Genomic DNA, 17,298 nt, shown 5'->3' with positions numbered 1-17,298 from the left:
GAGGATTACAGCATGCTTTCATTCGGAATCATGACATTAAACAAACGGAGTGAACAGCCATACTTTACGGAATTGGCCAAAAGAGCCAACGAATATAACCTTAATTGCTTCAGATTTGTGCCTACAGAGATCAATCCTGTTTCAGAAAGGATTACAGGTGATTCCTATAATCCATCTTCAGGAGAATGGGAGCCGGCAGAATTTCCAGTGCCGGCGATCCTTTATGATCGCTGCTTTTACAGAAATGACTCCCACTCAAAACAATGTATCTCCATCGTGAATTGGCTGAAAGCAAGAAATGACATCCAATTCCTTGGCTACGGATTGCCTAATAAGCTCGAATTATATGAAATTCTCTCCTGCTCAAACATATCACCCTATTTGCTGAAAACTTCACGATTTACCGGTGCTGACAGTTTCATAAACAGCCTCATTCCTGATCAGCCCTGTATTTTAAAACCGGCAAGCGGTTCACAGGGACATGGAATCTATTATATTGAGAAAACGGGCAAAGATATTCTTGTTAAAACAGATAAAAGGAATGCCCAGGTTACACGCATCTTTGAAACGGAAGAAAAGGCAGCCCGATGGCTGAATAAATTGACTGCAAAACAGCAATATCTCATCCAGCCATATGTGAATCTATCAAACAAGGACGGCCAGCCCTTTGATATAAGAATATTGCTTCAAAAAGACAGAAATGGTACCTGGAAGGAGCTGGGCAGGGGCATTCGAACAGGCAGAGAAGGAGGCATCGTCTCCAATTTAAGCGCTGGCGGCAGCAATATTTCTTTTGAGGAATGGATCATTCAATACCCATCTTCATTAAAGAGCTTTCTTTCCGATGAGCTTTCTGACATTATCGATACACTTCCTGCTGCCCTTGAACGAAAGCTTCCCCCGCTATTTGAGATGGGAATTGATATTGGAGTAGAAACTAACGGCTCTATTTGGATATTGGATATAAATTCAAAGCCAGGCAGGAAAACCATCCTAAACAGCCAGCCTGAAAAGAAGGAAGAGTTATATACCGCGCCCCTTCTCTATGCCAAATTCCTGGCAGCCAATAAGGGAATGGAAAGGAGAACGAATCATGAGAAAACAATATCAAATTGAAATTTCCGATTCCGCCTCCAAAACAGTTTTTATCCCAAATGAGCTGAACCTTCATACTCATTTGACGAGAATGGCATTTGGCACTCATTCGGCGGATTCTTCTTTCTTACTCCAGAAAACAAAGAAAAATTCCATCATTATCAGCAAAGATGTGGCAGAAGCACTTCATTTCCCTGATCTCAAGATCCCTCTGCATGCATTTGCCAATAAGGGTACTCTGTACCTCGGCCCGCTCGTAGGTATCTTCACATCAGGATTTACCTCCTTTCCTTTAAGGCCGGTTGGGGATCGGACCCTATTTTTTGCCAAACTGCTTTCAGTCAAAAAAACGGTTGGTGCCATACCGTTTTTATTCGGTGACCAGCATATTAACTGGGAAAAAGAAACCATCCATGGTCTTTTTTATCATGAGGAAGGCTGGGAAACCTTTGAAGTTCCTTTTCCGAATGTTGTTTATGATCGGCTTCCCAACCGTAGAAGTGAAAGAAAGAATGAACTTAAGGAAGTTCGCAGCCGCCTTCAGAAAGACTATTTAATTCCCTGGTATAATCCTGGTTTCTTTAATAAATTAGATGTTTATGAAAGACTGCAGAACGAAGATGATATTAGCCATTACTTGCCGGAAACCCACTCTTTTTCTTCTTTTTCTGTAATTGAAAGAATGCTGGCTGATTATGGCCATGTTTTCCTTAAACCTATTAATGGAAGCCTTGGGCTGGGAATTCATCAAATTATTTATGATAAAAAGGATGGGTATTATTATTGCCGATATAGAGTGCGGGACGAAAATCGGCTGAGAAGGTTTAACACTTTGGAAAATTTAATGCGAAATGTTTTTGCAGGACGAAGTTTAAGCCGTATGCTGGTTCAACAGGGAATTCATTTGCTCCGTCATGAACAAAGAGCGATTGATTTCAGGGTTCATACGAATAAAGATGAAAATGGGGAATGGAAAGTAACCGCCACAGCTGCAAAAGTGGCGGGACCTGGCAGTGTTACCACTCATGTGAAAAGCGGAGGTGAAATCAAAATCCTTGAAGAAGTATTTGAATCGGATGCAGAAAAATCAGAAGCAGTGGCGAAGTTAAGTGAGGCGGCACTTAATATCAGCAAGGCACTGGAACGGAACATGGAAGGAATTATCGGTGAAATAGGCTTTGACTTTGGATTGGACCGAAATGGCCATGTGTGGCTGTTTGAAGCAAACTCAAAGCCCGGCAGATCTATATTCAAACACCCTCAGCTCAGGGAGTTCGACTTTCTTACCAGCAAGCTTTCACTTTCATTCGCCGTTTTCCTTGCCGAAGCATCCATTATGAAGCATCAGGAAATTTTGAGATGAGAATTTATTATGACTGGGCCAGCAGGACCTGGTTCAGCAGCAACAGCAGTACCCTGGGAAGCAATCACCAGCCTTTAAGTATCATTAGTCCGCAGGCAGCAAGAGATTCGCTTGCCTTTTCATTATTCTTGCAGAACGGTAATGCAGGACCGGTGATTGGCATTCTGACAGGAAAAGGAAAGGATCAGTCTATTGCCGGCAATGGTCCATTATTTAAGGCCCTTCAGAAAAGCCTACTCGAAAAGAGCGGAATTTCCTATGTATTTACACCAGAGGACCTGAAGGATAATTCCGTGAACGGCTACATTTATATTCCCCGTCAGGATAAGTGGATTGAAGCCAGGTGCCCTCTTCCGCATTTTGTCTACAATCGGGTGCCCTTCCGGAAACTTGAAAAAACAGAAGCCTATCATAAAGCAAGCCGTTTTTTTAATGAGAAGGCTATTCCATTTTTCAATCCGGGCTTCCTGGATAAATTCGAAGTTTACCAGCTATTAAAAGACCATCCGCCCCTGCAGGATTATATTCCTGAAACCATTCTTGTCACCGGGCCAAAGGCTCTTAAGGATTTTATCCGCAAATATAATAATGTCTACTTAAAGCCGGCAAACGGGTCCAAAGGCAAAGGGATTTACCAACTAATCCAGCTGGGAAAAAGCATCTCATTGAACGGTCTGCAGGATTCATTCAGATACGCCGACTTTGAACATTTCTGGAACCAATGGGACACTCACCTGACGAACAAATCCTATTTAGCACAGAAAGGGATCAGCCCTGCCAAAATAGAAGGCAAGCGATTTGATTTTAGAATCTTGGCCCATTATAGCGGAGGCAAATATTCTGTTACAGGAATTGGCATTAGGCAGTCTCAGGAACAGGACATTACAACCCACATACCGAATGGCGGGGTAATGATTCCATATGAAAGTCTCCGCACAAAAGAACATGATGCGTTTATCCATACTGTGGCATCGGAGGCAGGAAAACTCCTTGAGAAGACGAAAGGTTTTCATGGAGAATACTCTATTGATGCAGGATTAACTGATCAGGGCACTTATGTGATTTATGAAATAAATTCAAAGCCGATGAGTTTTGATGAAGCCTGGATAGAAGAAAAAAGAATTGAAGAACTGACCCGCTTATTTTTCTCATTGTCAGGGTTCTAGAATGCTAATAAAAATAGCCGTACACCCACAGCGTGAACGGCTATTTTTATGCGATTTTTTCACAAGTGCCCCTGTCAAAGGATTTAATAAGTCGTTACAGGGCTTTTCACTGTCTTTACCTTATTTTTTTTAGAGGCGCTTCCGGCGAAAGATTTAAACTGGTCTTTAAGTTTTTGGCGTGACTCCGGATTTCTCATTAAATAAGCTGCTCCAAGGGCCATGGCTGACATCATAAATTTGTTGTTTCTTTTCATCCTTTTTGCCTCCTTTTAATGTTAAAATGTTTCTACATCTGTTCCATTCCCCTTTTCAGGAACGATAAACGGAATATTACAACATCTGGAGGACTCCTAATGCTGACACACTTTCAATTTAAACCTTTATATGAAAACAAACAATTGCCGGGATGGACATTTTCTTTTTACTTCAAACAGCAAAAAATTACCGGCATCTATCATCCTGACGGAAAAATTGAATGGACATCCGGAGATCCTGCCGGCCAGGAGGAGGACCTGAAATCCCAAATTCATGAATTGATGTTATTTCATGTATATGAATAAGGAAAAAGTTAGAGGATTCATGCATGACGATAACGCTCTTTTGGAAAAATAATCCCGCCAGGATATTTCATTTAAAGGAGCGATTTACACATGGATAAAAAACGCAAGGTTTCAGAGGACGTCCATTATGAAGGCAGGGACAAAGCTTATATGGATATAGACAGAATCATAAATGAGGGTCTTTCCGGAGGCTCCGTCCATGGACGCGGCGATGATGTTAATATCGAACAGGCCAGGGAACTGCATGAGGAAGAACCTCCATTTGAGGCAGAGTAAAAATAAGAGGCACCTGAATTCAGGTGCCTTTTATAAAGATTAAATTGAATTTTATTCCGCAGTTAGATAACTGTCTAGCTCCAGGCGCAATCGGCTCGAGGTCATAAGCTTGTCTAGTTTCGGCTCCTAGGGACTCGAGGTCATAAGCCGTTCCCTTCCAGAAGGAAAAAACACCTTCTTACAGGGACCGTCTTATGCTAGTCGTCCCTGGGCAGTCGCCTCAACATTTCTTTCAATCCGGCCAAAAGGTTAAAGAACAACCTTTCAGCCGGCTCGTCTTATGCTCGAGGCCCGCAGGATGCGGGTCATGCAGACGTTGCCACAGGACGTGGCGGTTTTAGTCTGCGTTCCTTTATAAGCGGGCGCCTTCCGCTTTTCTAGTTATCTGCTTTTCACAATCATATTAACTGCTTCCTGGATTGCATCCTCCGCATTTTTGCCTTCATTATTAGCTTCCCGAATGCATGTCTCCAGGTTTTTAGCTACAATATATCCCATTGCACGGTCAACTGCAGAACGGACAGCAGATAATTGTGTAACAACATCCTTGCAGTGTTTCTCTTCTTCCATCATTCGGATCACACCACGCACCTGGCCTTCCAGCCTTTTCAAGCGGTTTTTCATTTCAGGTGTATATTCCATGAGTCTCACTCCTCATACTCTCATTTCCCTTTATAGATGCATTCACAGATTAAGTTAATTTTTTCATTTAAATTATAACTGCTATAATATAAGAAACACAAAAATTTATCAAACTAAAGGGTAAAGATATGTTAAACAAATTACATGACCGGTATCCGGGCTCTCAACTTCAATTTCAAAAACCTGATTTTAGCTTTAATTCTGATATGTACTGGTTTCATCATGAGGAGTCAGGCCAATGGCTTGGCATTCCAGCTCAAGAGGTATCTGCAGATAGTCTGATGGTCTTGAAAACTTTGTTTGAATTCCATGACAGCTCCATTCACCATGCCCCTGCTGCCCAAGCCTGGTTTCAATACTTATTTTCAAATGGGGAACATCCGTCATTCGCAAAAGATGTTCCATACAGGCTGATTCAATTCAAAATGTCTGAGGGCGAATGGATCCGTGAGGATATGGAAGCTGCTTTTAGAGGTTTTTTTGAAAAGGACATAACGATTTTATGGAATGGTGAAGCCACAGGGGTCATCATTGAAGAGAGTAACGACTCTCTTGCCGAAGAAGAATTCCTTGCTGTTTCCAATGCTTTGGAAAGCGATTTTTTTGTGAAAACAGCCTTTTACATTGGCATTCCGAATAAGGCGGGAACACATTTGCACAACCTTTTTAAAGAAGAACAGCTTCTATTCGAGCAAGCCTCCTCATTGCTTCCAGCTGAAAGAGTGCTGAATTTTGAAAGGCTTTTTCCCTCTCTTATCACCGGGAATCTCGATGCATTTTTAAAAAAGAGCCTGCTTTCACGCCTTTCTTTACTGGAAGAAGACCCTGAACTTCTGCACACCATAAAAGTCTTTTTACAGAACAGCTCCAATGTTTCATTAACTGCCAAAAAATTATATATCCACCGGAATACTCTGCAATACAGACTTGATAAATTCACAGAGAAAACCGGCATTCAATTGAAGGACTTTAACAGCGCGCTGACTGTTTATTTAGCCTGTTTGCTGATTGAGCAAACATGATTTGAGCACATTGCATAAAAACGCTTTCAGTTTTTTTGTGCAGTTTGGCCATATGGGAAAACCGCCGCATCCATTAAACTGTAATTAAGAAAAAGAATTATGGGAGGTTACCCTGATGGCAGAATTAAAACTCGATAATATTTATAAAATTTATGATAATAAAGTAACAGCTGTAGAAGATTTTAACCTTCATATTAAAGATAAGGAATTTATTGTTTTTGTCGGTCCTTCCGGCTGCGGTAAATCCACAACACTCCGTATGATTGCAGGTCTTGAGGAAATTTCAAAAGGAGACTTCTATATCGATGAGAAGCGTGTCAACGATGTTCCTCCAAAAGATCGTGATATTGCAATGGTTTTCCAGAATTATGCACTATATCCTCATATGTCCGTGTACGATAACATGGCTTTCGGCCTTAAGCTTCGTAAGTTTCCAAAAGATGAAATCGACCGCCGTGTAAAAGAGGCAGCGAAAATCCTGGGGCTGGAGCCTTATCTTGACCGCAAGCCAAAAGCATTGTCAGGCGGACAGCGCCAGCGTGTAGCTTTGGGCCGTGCGATTGTCCGTGATGCAAAGGTATTCCTTATGGACGAGCCTTTATCAAACCTTGATGCAAAGCTTCGTGTTCAAATGCGTGCAGAAATTGCCAAGCTTCACCAGCGTCTTCAAACAACAACTATCTATGTAACACATGACCAGACAGAGGCCATGACAATGGCTACCCGCCTGGTTGTTATGAAGGATGGAGTGATTCAGCAGGTTGGCGCACCAAAAGAAGTTTATGAAAAGCCTGAAAATGTATTTGTAGGCGGATTTATCGGCTCACCTGCCATGAACTTCTTTAACGGAACGCTTGAAGACGGCAAATTTAATATTGGCAAAACTCAGATTGCTGTTCCTGAAGGTAAAATGAAGGTTCTTCGTGAACAGGGATATACAGGCAAAAACGTTATCCTTGGCATTCGACCGGAAGACATTCACGATGAGCCCGTATTTATTGATGCATCTGCCGGTTCAAAAATCAATACCCGCATTGACGTTTCCGAACTGACTGGTGCTGAAACAATGATTTACTCAAGCATCGAAGGACAGGATTTCGTTGCACGCGTGGATTCCCGCACAGATATTAAGCCTGGCCAAAACCTTGAGCTTGCTTTCGATATGAACAAAGCGCATTTCTTTGATGCAGACCATGAAAGAAGAATCCGTTCTGAAAAAGAATAACATTGAAGCCCCGTCAAAGCTGACGGGGCTTTTTTCATACTGCCTAGCCTCCATTGCCTTTTCTCCCGCCGTCACCAGGTACTGCTGCCATCTATATTCATTCTACTCTTTGATAAATTTCACCGAATCATGGCCGCATGATGGACACTTCAGCAAATGGGGACATTCTTCCTGCTGATAATCCCGGGGATAGCCATCTTCCATTTTCATCTGGTCAATTGGCATATAAGCACTATAATCGTCGTAAAAGTCCATTACTCTTCCACTGTCCTCCATCCTGCTTCCGCAGGAGCTGCAGGATGCTTCTATTTTCTCAAATCCGTTGCAGACTGGGCAAATAGCCATTTCAATCCTCTCACTTTCGTTTTCTCGCTGATATTTATTATGATTTGTCTGTTTAATCTTCGTTATGTAAGACTCTTAATCAGAGGGCTTTCTCAGGAAAAAATTCCCGATTTCCTGAAAGAATAAACTTTTATAAATCAAACATAATAGAGAGTAAACACAGCGGCATCAAGTATTCGCAGTGAAAAACGATGGGTTACGCCAGGCAGTGGAGCAGGATAAAATCCTTGCGCTGGTGCAATTCCAGCTAACCCAGCCAAAAACCAATACACTTATATTTCGAGGAGGAAATCACATGAACAACCAATCATCTAGCAGAAGCAATTCCTCAAACCAATTACTAGTACCAGGAGTAGCTCAAGCACTTGATCAAATGAAGTACGAAATCGCTACTGAATTTGGTGTAAACCTTGGTGCAGAAACAACTTCCCGCGCTAACGGATCTGTTGGGGGAGAAATCACAAAACGCCTTGTACAAATGGCTGAACAACAGCTTGGCGGCGGTTCTTTCTAATAAAGCAAGATAACAATTGAATAAATATGGCTTGGCCCTCCTTCTTGAAAGGGGGGCCATTTTATATTTAAACCATCTTATCGGGCACAACCCAATTCTCATATTGTTCTTCTGTAATATAGCCTGTTTTTAAGGCTGCTTCTTTCAAGGTTGTATTCTCTCTGAATGCGAGTTTGGCAATTTCCGCTGCCTTTTCATAACCTATATGCGGATTGAGTGCCGTTACAAGCATTAGTGATCTCTCAACATGGCCATTAATCACTTCTTTATTAGCCTCCAGTCCCATCATGCATTTTTCATTAAAAGAGGCCATTCCATCTGCAAGAATACTGATGCTTTGAAGAAGATTATAGATAATAACAGGTTTGAACACATTCAATTCAAAATTCCCCTGACTTGCTGCAAATCCAATGGATGCATCATTTCCAAAGACCTGACAAACGACCATTGTAAGGGCTTCGCTTTGTGTCGGATTTACTTTGCCAGGCATGATTGAACTGCCTGGTTCATTTGCCGGGATGGATAACTCCCCAATTCCGCTGCGCGGCCCGCTTGCCAGCCAGCGGACATCGTTGGCTATTTTCATTAAATCCGCTGCCAGCCCCTTCAATGTCCCATGAAAATGGACAATTTCATTATGGCTGGTCAGAGCCTGAAATTTATTGTCAGACGAACGGAATGAATAACCTGTAAGCCTGGATATTTCGTTTGCCATTTCAGATCCGAATGATTTCTCTGCATTAATGCCCGTTCCGACTGCTGTACCGCCAATGGCTAAATCAAGCAGATACTGCTTTGCGTCCATCAGCATGTTTTCATTTTTTTCAAGCATGGCACGCCAGCCGCTGATTTCCTGCCCCAATGTAAGAGGAGTTGCATCCTGTAAATGGGTCCTTCCTATTTTGACGATTGTTTTAAATCCCTCTTCTTTCGATTTAACCGTCCTTATTAATTTCTTCAATGAAGGAAGCAGTTTTTCCTCCGCCTCCGTATAGGCTGCGATATGCATGGCAGTCGGAAATGTATCATTGGAGCTTTGAGACATATTGACATCATCATTTGGATGCACTTTACTATCCCTTACCCCTTTCTCGGCCAGCAGTTCATTCGCCCTTTTGGCGACAACCTCGTTTACATTCATATTTGATTGTGTGCCGCTTCCTGTCTGCCATACAGCCAGAGGAAAGTGGCTGTCAAACTTATGGTCTAGAACTTCATCACAGGCTCTTGTGATAGCTTCCATTTTGTCAAGAGAAAGCCTCCCAAGCCTGTTGTTGACAACTGCAGCAGAGCGCTTTACCTTGGCAAAAGCATAAATTACTTCCATCGGCATCTTTTCAATTCCGATTTTAAAGTTATCCTTGCTCCGCTGCGTCTGGGCTCCCCAATATTTATCCGTAGGCACCTTCACTTCGCCAAGTGTATCCTTTTCAATTCTGAAATCAGCCAAATTTCATACCTCCTTAAATAATCACTATGAATCCATATCTATTCTTTTCCCTTATTTTTAAAATTTAATGATAAAAAATGGAATAAAAAAACTGCCTGGCTGGATTAGCCGGCAGCTATGCTTTTACAATTGTATACCCAATAAAGTATCCAAGCACCATAATACTTGCAATCACCAAAGTAATAGAAAACTCCTCCATTAAAAATCTCCTCCAGATATGTGTGATAACATAAGATTATCATGTATACCGGATTACAAATTCTTTACACCAGTACTATTTTGTGTCTGAAAAATGAATTTTTTTTGAACAAAATCCCTTTTAGAATAAAACCTTATTAAAAAGAAAGCGCCATTCGGCGCTTCCCTCTATCCCGCAAGTGTTGACCCCTGCTGAAGCTGATACATCTGATAATATTTGCCCTTTTGCTCCATTAACTCATCATGGTTTCCTTTTTCAACGATCCTTCCCCTATCCAGAACAAGGATTTGATCAGCATTTCGGATTGTCGAAAGCCGATGGGCGATGATAAAGGTGGTTCTGCCTTTTTTCAGCACGTCCATGGCTTCCTGGATAATTAATTCTGTCTCAGTGTCTATGCTTGATGTTGCCTCATCCAGTATCAGGATGGCCGGATCAAAAGCAAGGGCACGAGCAAACGAAATGAGCTGCCTCTGCCCGCTTGAGAGTGTGCTCCCCTTCTCGATAACCGGTTCATCAAAACCTTTTTCAAGATGCTGAAATATCTTATCCGCACCAACATCCATGAGTGCCTTTTCCACTTTTGCACGCGATATTTCAGGGTCATCAAGACTGACATTGGAAGCAATGGTCCCCGTGAACAAAAATGGATCCTGGAGGACTATGCCCATATGCTTCCTTAGCTCCTGCCTTGGAATCTGTTTTATATCCATTCCATCGATCATTATTTTTCCTTCCTGGCAATCATAAAAACGGAAAAGAAGATTCATGATTGAACTTTTTCCTGAGCCGGTATGGCCGACCAGAGCAACTGTCTCTCCGTGCTTTGCTTCAAAATTAAGATCCTTCAGCACATATTCCTTCTCCTTGTAGCCGAAGTGCACATGTTCAAAAGTAACATTCCCATTATAGCGGGATATTTTATTATCACTGATATCTATTCCCTCTTCATCAAGCAGTTTGAAGACTCGCTCACCGGCAACCAATGCCTGTTCGAGATTGGCCAATTGGTTGACAATGCCCTGCACAGGCTGAAACAGGCGGTTAATATAGTCTACAAAAGCATAAAGCATCCCCAGTGAAATGACTGCTGCTGCATTGAGCGATTCTCCTCCGAAGTACCAGATAAATGCAACAAAAACCACATTTCTCAGCACGCCAACTAAATTATGCGATGTAAGTGAATTCAGGCTCAAAAGTTTATTTTGGAATGTAAAATGCTCTGTATTCAGCTTTTCAAAATCCTTCTGTGTATCTTTTTCCCGGCCAAACGCCTGGATAATGTTCATTCCCTGTATCGATTCGTTAACCATGCCATTGATATCACTCACCCGGGAACGGATAACGTGATTGTATTTTGATGCATACTTACGGTACACAATCGCCCATACATATAAAATCGGGATCAGGATTAAACATATCGCAGCAAGCTTGGCATTTAAAATAAACAAAGCGATATAAATACCTGAAATATATATGGCACTTGTAAAAAAGGTTGCCAAAACTGTAACATAAAGCTCACGTATGGCTTCGGTATCATTAGTTATGCGAGCAACCACCTTGCCTGCCGGAAGATTATCAAAATAACTGATTGGAAGCCTTTGAATCTGCCCGAAGACATCCTCTCTCATTTGCTGGATAATCCTATTTGCTGACTTTTGCAGAAAAAAACGCTGGCCGTACTGAAAAAATGCAGCGATAACCAGTAATCCAAAGTAAAAGGCCAAAAGCTGAACAATCTTAGGAATCTCGGGTGAATAGAATAGCATTAATTCTTCACCAGTCAATGCCTTCCCTGCATAGGTTTCGGTTTGGCCGCTTTTTTCAATAATGAGTTTGCCCTCTTTGAAGGTTCGCTCTCCATCAAAAGCAATGTCACCGCTGATAAAGACGAATTGGCTTCCTGCCTGCAGGATGCGGGCCTGATCTATTTTCCGCTCACCCTGATCAAGATTTTGCTCCTTTTTGTAAAACTGGCCATCATACTCCACAGCATCTTTTCCGCCTTCTGTTTGATACCAGACAGATTCTATGCCAAGGATATGGTCGTCAATCATCTTCTTCGCGATGAAAGGCCCTGCCAGATCTGCCGCTACTGCTACTGTAAGCATCAGCAGTGCAGCAATAATCGTTTTTTTATAATGAAGTGCATACTGGAATAACCGCTTTCCTGTGGTCATGAAAGCACCTCCTCTTCAGCAGATGTTTGAGTCTGCTGCCTCAAAAATTGTTCTTTGTACCATCCATCCATAGCCATTAAGTCCTCATGAGTGCCTTCTTCTGCTATCCTGCCTTCATCAAGGACAATAATATGATCGGCGTGCTGGACTGCTGACATCCTGTGTGTCGTAATGATTGTCGTTTTTCCTTTGCGTTCAGTCCGGATATTATCAATAATTTTCTTCTCTGTTTTAGCATCAACAGCTGAAAGAGAGTCATCAAGGATTAGAATTTCCGGATCCTTCACAAGGGCACGTGCAATCGAAATCCGCTGTTTTTGCCCTCCTGATAAGGCCACTCCTTTTTCACCGACCATTGTTTCAAGACCTTCCGGCAGAAGTTCAAGGTCTTTTCGGAAAGCAGCCAAATCAATCGCTTTTTGCATATCCTCTTCAGTTGCTTCCTCTTTTCCAAAAAGGATATTTTCTCTAACAGTCCTCGAGAAAAGAACATGATCCTGTGGAACATACCCGATCCATCCTCTCGTTCTTTCAAGCTCCTGTTCTTCAATCGGAACATCTGCAATCGCAAGCTTCCCTGTGCCTGATGGATATTCTCTTAATAGCTGCTTTATAAAAGTGGTCTTTCCGCTTCCTGTTTTTCCTACAATGCCCAGCGTTTCCCCGCGTTCAATATGAAGCTTAATCCCTGTAAGATTAGCCGTTTTTGAGGAAGGATATTGGAAATGAACATCCTTGAAGATAACATTCTCAGGAACTTCAACGAAAGACGGGTTTTCAGGATTCTCAATATCCTGTTTAGCGGACAATGTTTCCTGTACCCGGTCAAGGGATGCATTTCCCCTTTGCATGACATTAATTAATTCTCCGATAGCAAACATCGGCCAAATCAGCATGCCCAAATACACATTAAAGGACACGAGCTGGCCCAGGGTAATGGTTTGGTGGAAAACAAGATAAGCCCCGTACCCAAGTCCTATAAGATAGCTTAGGCCCACAATCACCTTAATCGTCGGTTCAAAAAGTGAATCAATCTTGGCCACTTCAATATTTTTGCTGTAAACATCTTCAGTGAGTTCATGGAAACGCTGCTGATCCGCTCTTTCCTGAACATATGCGCGCACCACCCGAACTCCCGAAACGGATTCAAGTACCCGGTCATTGAGTTCTCCGAAGGCATCCTGCGCACTCATAAATCGCGTATGAATCTTCTTACCGTAAATTTTTATCAGATAGGCCATGATAGGCAAAGGCAATATTGCTGCAAAGGTTAGTTTCCAGCTAACCAGAAATCCCATTGTAAATAATATCGTCAGCATAAATACGCTGGAATCCACCAGTGTCAATATTCCGAATCCGGCTGTAACCGAAATAGCCTTTAAATCATTTGTAGCCCTGGCCATTAAATCACCGGTGCGGTTTTTCTCAAAAAATGTCGGGGTCATTTTCAATAGGTGACCCATAAACTGTGAACGCAGTTTTCTTTCTACCAGGAATGCCCCTCCGAAGAGCTGGTACATCCAGATATAAGTTATTGCGTAGGATACGATTGTGATGATTGCCAATAAACCAAGGTATTCCATAATTTTAGCACTGCTCATTTGACCCAGATGGATATCATCAATAGCCATTCCTACAAGCCTTGGAGGCATGACATCAAGGATTCCGACAATGATCAGCAGAGTAATGGCAATTGAATACCTTTTCCAGTTTTCTTTAAAAAACCAGCTTAATTTTCCTAAAATCGCAAACAACGATCTCTCCCCTTTCCGGTATGAAGCTCAGGTTTCTAAAGAGAGCTTTCATACATAAACAAGCATAATTCATAACTAGCCTCCATCCAGATCCTCCGGCAAAATTGTTTTCCTTTTGATTCGTACGGCATTCATAAAATTTTCCTCCTTTTTTGTATGGCTGCCGAAAACAGCAGCTATTAAAACTTAAATATATGGAAACAGGCAATGCCTGATTTTCCTAATGGTGATATATAATAATTAGACGAAAAAAAGACATACCGCGGCATGCGATATGTCTTAAGAGACAAAAGAGCCCACGTTACGAAATGTAACCTGTGCTCCTTCAAAATAAATGTGCAGGCAGATCCTGTTTACATTTTAATATGTTCTAAAGGAGGGGTTACAGATTTTAATTTTTGTGTTGTTGTTTTGATGAATTAAGATCATTTTGTAGCCCTCCTTTTCATTTTTTTCCATATTGGTAAGATTATCACCGCTTACACTAAAAGTCAATCAGCTTTTTACCTACTTTTAAAAATTTTCTGTTATTTATTTTAAAGGCTCTTTTCGTATAAAGTGCTGTTTTTCCTCAATCAATGTTGTCCGTTGATTTCCGCTCCAGGCTGCCAGCGAACAGCGGGGCGGGCGGTGAGCCTCCTCGACGCTACGCGTCTGCGGGGTCTCACCTGTCCCGCTACTCCCGCTGGAGTCTCGCACCTTCCGCTCCAATCAACTCAGTAAATAAAATAAAAAGATCAATAAACCTTGTAAAACAGCATTTTAAAAAAGGATCCACCCGGATCCTTTATGAAGCCAATCTTCTTTTTTGCCTGTTGATGAAGTCTATGGTGATCCTGTTAAAGGCATCAGGTTTGTCGATGTTGCATACATGTCCTGCACCTTTAATGATTTTGACTGTAGCAGTTTTAGCTTTTTGGGCAATGCTTTTTACAGAGTTAATAAACAAGTGGTCTTCCTGTCCCATAATAAAAAGGGTAGGGATGTGGGAAATACTGGATTGGATTTTTCCCAGGTACGGATTAACCGATTTTGTTAAGGACAGCCAGTTGATGAATTCTTTTTGGCACATTTTTGCTGCCTGCCTTACAAAGGCATGCCTTGATTCAAGATGGTTTCTTTTTGGCATGATAATCCACGCAAAAAGTTTATAAAGCAGCATATATGGCAGCATATACTTAGTCAAATTAGCAATTGCTATCAAAAACCTTGTGCGCCAGTTCAATTCAGTAATGGCACCGCCCAAAATCATGGAAGCTACTCTTTCCGGATGATTCTGCGCGATTGTCTGGATCACTATAGTCCCGAGAGAAATTCCGACAAAATGGGAGTCTGTAATATGAAGATGATCGAGCACATCCACTATATCCTGAGAAACTTCTGTAAAATGATCTCCTTCTTCCCAGGTGCCCCTTCCTGATTGACCATGTCCCCGCAGATCTACCAGCAGAACATTGAAATGCTTTTTGTACTCTCTCATTTGTTTATACCAAATTGCAGAGCTGCCCCCTGCACCATGAACAAAGGTAACCCATGGCAGGGATTCATCTTTCACATACGTACGGTAATATAGCATATATACTCCAATCCACATTCTAGTGTCATTTTCTTAGTTTTGTTTTTAAAGAAGTTTCATTCTATTGTAAAGGATTTCAGCGAAAAATGCTTATAATATCACAAAAAATTCACTAGATTCTTTTTAAGTATTTTCTGCCAAATATTCATTAACAAACCTTTCCCTATTTAGGATATAAAAAAACCAGCTAATCCGTGTCAGCTGGTTCTTCTCCTGCTATTCTTCAATTATTGCTGCAGTCCCATAGGCTATGATTTCTGCAGCATTCTGCATAACAGCTGAGGTTTGCAGCCGCATTCCAATGATTGCATTGGCCCCTTTTGCCTTTGCATCTTCAACCATTCTGCCAATCGCCTTCTGTCTTGCTTCATCCATCATTTCAGTATATTCGCCAATTTCTCCGCCTACGATTGTTTTCAATCCTGCCAGAATGTCTTTTCCTAAATGCTTTGTTTGGACTGTACTCCCCCTTACAAAACCTTTAATTTCTTTAATCTCTTTCCCGGATACCGTATCAGTAGTCACGATAATCATTTTGCTCTTCCTCCTCTTTTTCTCTTTTTCTCTCAGCTATCAGCACAATGAATAACGTAATGATCATTAAAACATATAAAATATAAAACATAATCGCAGCCTTAATATTAATAAACAGCATGGCAATCCCGAGAAGCTGGCCGCCAGTGGCTGCGAGAAGCAGCATCTGTTTTAATTTTTTCATCCTTCCATCCCTCAATTAATCTAATTTCTGCCAAATCTTTCTGACGAAAATCAAATAAAACAGCGTTGGCATTGGCGCCTGAATTAAACCGATAATTCCCCAAAGCCAATAATTGTGCCCGTGCTTTCTTGCATCAAGAAATAGGAACATACTCTGTGAAATTAAGATGACTCCCACAATAATCAGCAACGGAAAAGAAATTTCTTCGCCGCTCATGTGCCATTCACCTGTTTCACGAAGCTGACTGTGCTATAGGCCATAATAAAAACTGTGACAATTCCCTGCAGAATAAAAAATACAGCCGGAACCTGATACAGCATGAATAATACAGAAGTTACAATGAGGAGTGCTGCAACAGTGAAGATAGCTAACTCCCTGATCAAATTCCTTTTCATTGCCTGTTTTTGCTCTGCAACTATGTTTTCAAAAAATTGCAGATCAGGTGTATATACCGGGACATTTTCATCCAGCATTTCCAACCCGTCTTCTATCTCTTTAACTGCAGCCAGAAAATGTTCATCTTGATGATCGTGTTCCAGCTGCAGCACTTTCCTGTTCACCATGAAGCTTCAACTCCTCTCTTACAGACATGATTCCATTGTGCACTCTTGATTTGACAGTGCCTGAAGATATGTTCATCATTTTTCCTATTTCCTCATACGAGTAGCCATAGTAATGTTTAAGAACGATAGGTATCCTAATCTCGTCTTTTAGTTTTCCCAAGGCGGATAAGGCATCATTCCATTCTTCATTTCGGCTTTCAAGATGCCATTTCATGCGTCTGAAAACTTCTTCCTGTGCTTTCCAGTTCCTCTCTCTTTTAGACTTTCGCTTCTGATCAATATACAAATTCGTAGCAATGGATATCAGCCAGGAGGAAAATTTCGATTTGCCATTAAACAGGCCGATTTTTTCAACACATTTGGCCATTGTTTCCTGAGCAAGCTCTTCAGCTGCATCGGGATTCATGGTGATTTTGATTAAGTATTTAACCAGGAAGGGATAGTTATTTTTAAAAAGCATAGCAAAAGCGAGCTGATCGCCTAGTTTGGCACTTACTATAAGGTCTTTCTCCTCCATCAGCTTCTTTCCTCTCTTCTTATCATCCCATTGTTAACTGTTAATTTTACTCATAAGACGTTTAAGAGATGAAAAGGTTCATTATTTATTTAAAAATATTTTTTCATACATAAAAAGCCCCTATTCATAGGGA

The 17,298-nt window shown here is 41.5% G+C and carries 20 protein-coding genes; 8 read left to right on the top strand and 12 right to left on the bottom strand.

Going from position 1 to position 17,298, the window contains the following annotated elements; translation table 11 throughout:
• Nucleotides 1-12 precede the first annotated feature (12 nt).
• The 3 genes from PBF_RS02935 to PBF_RS02925 are packed head-to-tail and all read left to right on the top strand — an operon-like array spanning nt 13 to nt 3,624.
• Nucleotides 13-1,116: a YheC/YheD family protein gene (locus PBF_RS02935; RefSeq protein ID WP_035326859.1), complete on the top strand. Its 1,104-nt coding sequence runs from the start codon at nt 13-15 to the stop codon at nt 1,114-1,116.
• Nucleotides 1,094-2,458, top strand: a complete 1,365-nt coding sequence (locus tag PBF_RS02930; protein ID WP_035326856.1) for a YheC/YheD family protein — start codon at nt 1,094-1,096, stop codon at nt 2,456-2,458. The genes PBF_RS02935 and PBF_RS02930 overlap by 23 nt, the downstream gene beginning before the upstream one ends.
• Nucleotides 2,455-3,624: a YheC/YheD family protein gene (locus PBF_RS02925; RefSeq protein WP_035326852.1), complete on the top strand. Its 1,170-nt coding sequence runs from the start codon at nt 2,455-2,457 to the stop codon at nt 3,622-3,624. Before PBF_RS02930 ends, PBF_RS02925 begins: the two co-directional genes overlap by 4 nt.
• 83 nt (nt 3,625-3,707) lie before the next feature.
• Here PBF_RS02925 and PBF_RS26370 read toward each other — a convergent pair whose 3' ends face one another.
• Nucleotides 3,708-3,878 (bottom strand): hypothetical protein, encoded by a 171-nt coding sequence (locus PBF_RS26370; RefSeq protein WP_200870002.1) that lies wholly within the window; start codon nt 3,876-3,878, stop codon nt 3,708-3,710.
• Nucleotides 3,879-3,977: 99 nt separating this feature from the next.
• Between PBF_RS26370 and PBF_RS02920 the strand changes: the two genes are divergently transcribed.
• Together PBF_RS02920 and PBF_RS02915 are read left to right on the top strand one after the other, a co-directional pair.
• Nucleotides 3,978-4,184 (top strand): YheE family protein, encoded by a 207-nt coding sequence (locus PBF_RS02920; protein WP_035326849.1) that lies wholly within the window; start codon nt 3,978-3,980, stop codon nt 4,182-4,184.
• A 90-nt stretch (nt 4,185-4,274) separates the two neighbouring features.
• Nucleotides 4,275-4,460, top strand: coding sequence for a hypothetical protein (locus PBF_RS02915; RefSeq protein ID WP_035326846.1), 186 nt, complete (start codon nt 4,275-4,277; stop codon nt 4,458-4,460).
• A gap of 381 nt (nt 4,461-4,841) precedes the next feature.
• Here the strand turns inward: PBF_RS02915 and PBF_RS02910 are convergent, their stop codons facing one another.
• Nucleotides 4,842-5,102 carry a metal-sensitive transcriptional regulator gene (locus tag PBF_RS02910; RefSeq protein WP_035326844.1) on the bottom strand — a complete coding sequence of 87 codons (261 nt, stop codon included), beginning with the start codon at nt 5,100-5,102 and terminating at the stop codon, nt 4,842-4,844.
• A 128-nt stretch (nt 5,103-5,230) separates the two neighbouring features.
• Here PBF_RS02910 and PBF_RS02905 point away from each other — a divergent pair, with 128 nt between their 5' ends.
• Complete coding sequence (locus tag PBF_RS02905) at nt 5,231-6,124, top strand: PucR family transcriptional regulator (protein ID WP_035326841.1); 894 nt, start codon at nt 5,231-5,233, stop codon at nt 6,122-6,124.
• Nucleotides 6,125-6,239: 115 nt separating this feature from the next.
• Nucleotides 6,240-7,349 carry an ABC transporter ATP-binding protein gene (locus tag PBF_RS02900; protein ID WP_035326838.1) on the top strand — a complete coding sequence of 370 codons (1,110 nt, stop codon included), beginning with the start codon at nt 6,240-6,242 and terminating at the stop codon, nt 7,347-7,349.
• Nucleotides 7,350-7,451: 102 nt separating this feature from the next.
• On the opposite strand, the gene PBF_RS02895 is transcribed toward PBF_RS02900, so the two are convergent.
• A complete protein-coding gene (locus PBF_RS02895; RefSeq protein ID WP_035326835.1) occupies nt 7,452-7,694 on the bottom strand; it encodes a hypothetical protein in 243 nt (80 codons plus the stop codon).
• A 295-nt stretch (nt 7,695-7,989) separates the two neighbouring features.
• Between PBF_RS02895 and PBF_RS02890 the strand changes: the two genes are divergently transcribed.
• A complete protein-coding gene (locus tag PBF_RS02890; protein ID WP_035326833.1) occupies nt 7,990-8,208 on the top strand; it encodes an alpha/beta-type small acid-soluble spore protein in 219 nt (72 codons plus the stop codon).
• Between the two features lie 67 nt (nt 8,209-8,275).
• Here the strand turns inward: PBF_RS02890 and fumC are convergent, their stop codons facing one another.
• The 9 genes from fumC to sigY form a co-directional block, all read right to left on the bottom strand.
• Nucleotides 8,276-9,658: a class II fumarate hydratase gene (fumC, locus tag PBF_RS02885; RefSeq protein ID WP_035326829.1), complete on the bottom strand. Its 1,383-nt coding sequence runs from the start codon at nt 9,656-9,658 to the stop codon at nt 8,276-8,278.
• A 366-nt stretch (nt 9,659-10,024) separates the two neighbouring features.
• Entirely contained in the window at nt 10,025-12,037 is a 2,013-nt protein-coding gene (locus PBF_RS02880) for an ABC transporter ATP-binding protein (protein WP_035326826.1), read from the bottom strand.
• Nucleotides 12,034-13,791: an ABC transporter ATP-binding protein gene (locus tag PBF_RS02875; protein WP_035326823.1), complete on the bottom strand. Its 1,758-nt coding sequence runs from the start codon at nt 13,789-13,791 to the stop codon at nt 12,034-12,036. The genes PBF_RS02880 and PBF_RS02875 overlap by 4 nt, the downstream gene beginning before the upstream one ends.
• Before the next feature lie 787 nt (nt 13,792-14,578).
• Nucleotides 14,579-15,367 carry an alpha/beta fold hydrolase gene (locus PBF_RS02870; protein WP_035326820.1) on the bottom strand — a complete coding sequence of 263 codons (789 nt, stop codon included), beginning with the start codon at nt 15,365-15,367 and terminating at the stop codon, nt 14,579-14,581.
• Between the two features lie 216 nt (nt 15,368-15,583).
• Nucleotides 15,584-15,901, bottom strand: coding sequence for a YbjQ family protein (locus PBF_RS02865; protein WP_035326817.1), 318 nt, complete (start codon nt 15,899-15,901; stop codon nt 15,584-15,586).
• Nucleotides 15,882-16,085: a hypothetical protein gene (locus PBF_RS02860; RefSeq protein ID WP_035326814.1), complete on the bottom strand. Its 204-nt coding sequence runs from the start codon at nt 16,083-16,085 to the stop codon at nt 15,882-15,884. The genes PBF_RS02865 and PBF_RS02860 overlap by 20 nt, the downstream gene beginning before the upstream one ends.
• Before the next feature lie 15 nt (nt 16,086-16,100).
• Nucleotides 16,101-16,301, bottom strand: coding sequence for a hypothetical protein (locus PBF_RS02855; RefSeq protein WP_035326811.1), 201 nt, complete (start codon nt 16,299-16,301; stop codon nt 16,101-16,103).
• Complete coding sequence (locus tag PBF_RS02850; RefSeq protein ID WP_035326808.1) at nt 16,298-16,648, bottom strand: YxlC family protein; 351 nt, start codon at nt 16,646-16,648, stop codon at nt 16,298-16,300. The genes PBF_RS02855 and PBF_RS02850 overlap by 4 nt, the downstream gene beginning before the upstream one ends.
• Entirely contained in the window at nt 16,602-17,165 is a 564-nt protein-coding gene (sigY, locus tag PBF_RS02845) for an RNA polymerase sigma factor SigY (RefSeq protein ID WP_035326805.1), read from the bottom strand. The genes PBF_RS02850 and sigY overlap by 47 nt, the downstream gene beginning before the upstream one ends.
• Nucleotides 17,166-17,298: the final 133 nt, after the last annotated feature.

Source organism: Cytobacillus firmus DS1, assembly GCF_000565285.1.
Taxonomy (GTDB): domain Bacteria; phylum Bacillota; class Bacilli; order Bacillales; family Cytobacillaceae; genus Cytobacillus; species Cytobacillus firmus_A.
The sequence above is the reverse complement of the archived record's forward strand: the minus strand, read 5'-3'. Positions and strand labels throughout refer to the sequence as shown.

Bases quoted from the DNA above. Each gene is read 5' to 3' on its own strand.
- PBF_RS02935 (WP_035326859.1), top strand. From the start codon at position 13: ATGCTTTCATTCGGAATCATGACATTAAACAAACGGAGTGAACAGCCA.
- PBF_RS02930 (WP_035326856.1), top strand. From the start codon at position 1,094: ATGAGAAAACAATATCAAATTGAAATTTCCGATTCCGCCTCCAAAACA.
- PBF_RS02925 (WP_035326852.1), top strand. From the start codon at position 2,455: ATGAGAATTTATTATGACTGGGCCAGCAGGACCTGGTTCAGCAGCAAC.
- PBF_RS26370 (WP_200870002.1), bottom strand. From the start codon at position 3,878: ATGAAAAGAAACAACAAATTTATGATGTCAGCCATGGCCCTTGGAGCA.
- PBF_RS02920 (WP_035326849.1), top strand. From the start codon at position 3,978: ATGCTGACACACTTTCAATTTAAACCTTTATATGAAAACAAACAATTG.
- PBF_RS02915 (WP_035326846.1), top strand. From the start codon at position 4,275: ATGGATAAAAAACGCAAGGTTTCAGAGGACGTCCATTATGAAGGCAGG.
- PBF_RS02910 (WP_035326844.1), bottom strand. From the start codon at position 5,102: ATGGAATATACACCTGAAATGAAAAACCGCTTGAAAAGGCTGGAAGGC.
- PBF_RS02905 (WP_035326841.1), top strand. From the start codon at position 5,231: ATGTTAAACAAATTACATGACCGGTATCCGGGCTCTCAACTTCAATTT.
- PBF_RS02900 (WP_035326838.1), top strand. From the start codon at position 6,240: ATGGCAGAATTAAAACTCGATAATATTTATAAAATTTATGATAATAAA.
- PBF_RS02895 (WP_035326835.1), bottom strand. From the start codon at position 7,694: ATGGCTATTTGCCCAGTCTGCAACGGATTTGAGAAAATAGAAGCATCC.
- PBF_RS02890 (WP_035326833.1), top strand. From the start codon at position 7,990: ATGAACAACCAATCATCTAGCAGAAGCAATTCCTCAAACCAATTACTA.
- PBF_RS02880 (WP_035326826.1), bottom strand. From the start codon at position 12,037: ATGACCACAGGAAAGCGGTTATTCCAGTATGCACTTCATTATAAAAAA.
- PBF_RS02870 (WP_035326820.1), bottom strand. From the start codon at position 15,367: ATGCTATATTACCGTACGTATGTGAAAGATGAATCCCTGCCATGGGTT.
- PBF_RS02865 (WP_035326817.1), bottom strand. From the start codon at position 15,901: ATGATTATCGTGACTACTGATACGGTATCCGGGAAAGAGATTAAAGAA.
- PBF_RS02860 (WP_035326814.1), bottom strand. From the start codon at position 16,085: ATGAAAAAATTAAAACAGATGCTGCTTCTCGCAGCCACTGGCGGCCAG.
- PBF_RS02855 (WP_035326811.1), bottom strand. From the start codon at position 16,301: ATGAGCGGCGAAGAAATTTCTTTTCCGTTGCTGATTATTGTGGGAGTC.
- PBF_RS02850 (WP_035326808.1), bottom strand. From the start codon at position 16,648: ATGGTGAACAGGAAAGTGCTGCAGCTGGAACACGATCATCAAGATGAA.
- sigY (WP_035326805.1), bottom strand. From the start codon at position 17,165: ATGGAGGAGAAAGACCTTATAGTAAGTGCCAAACTAGGCGATCAGCTC.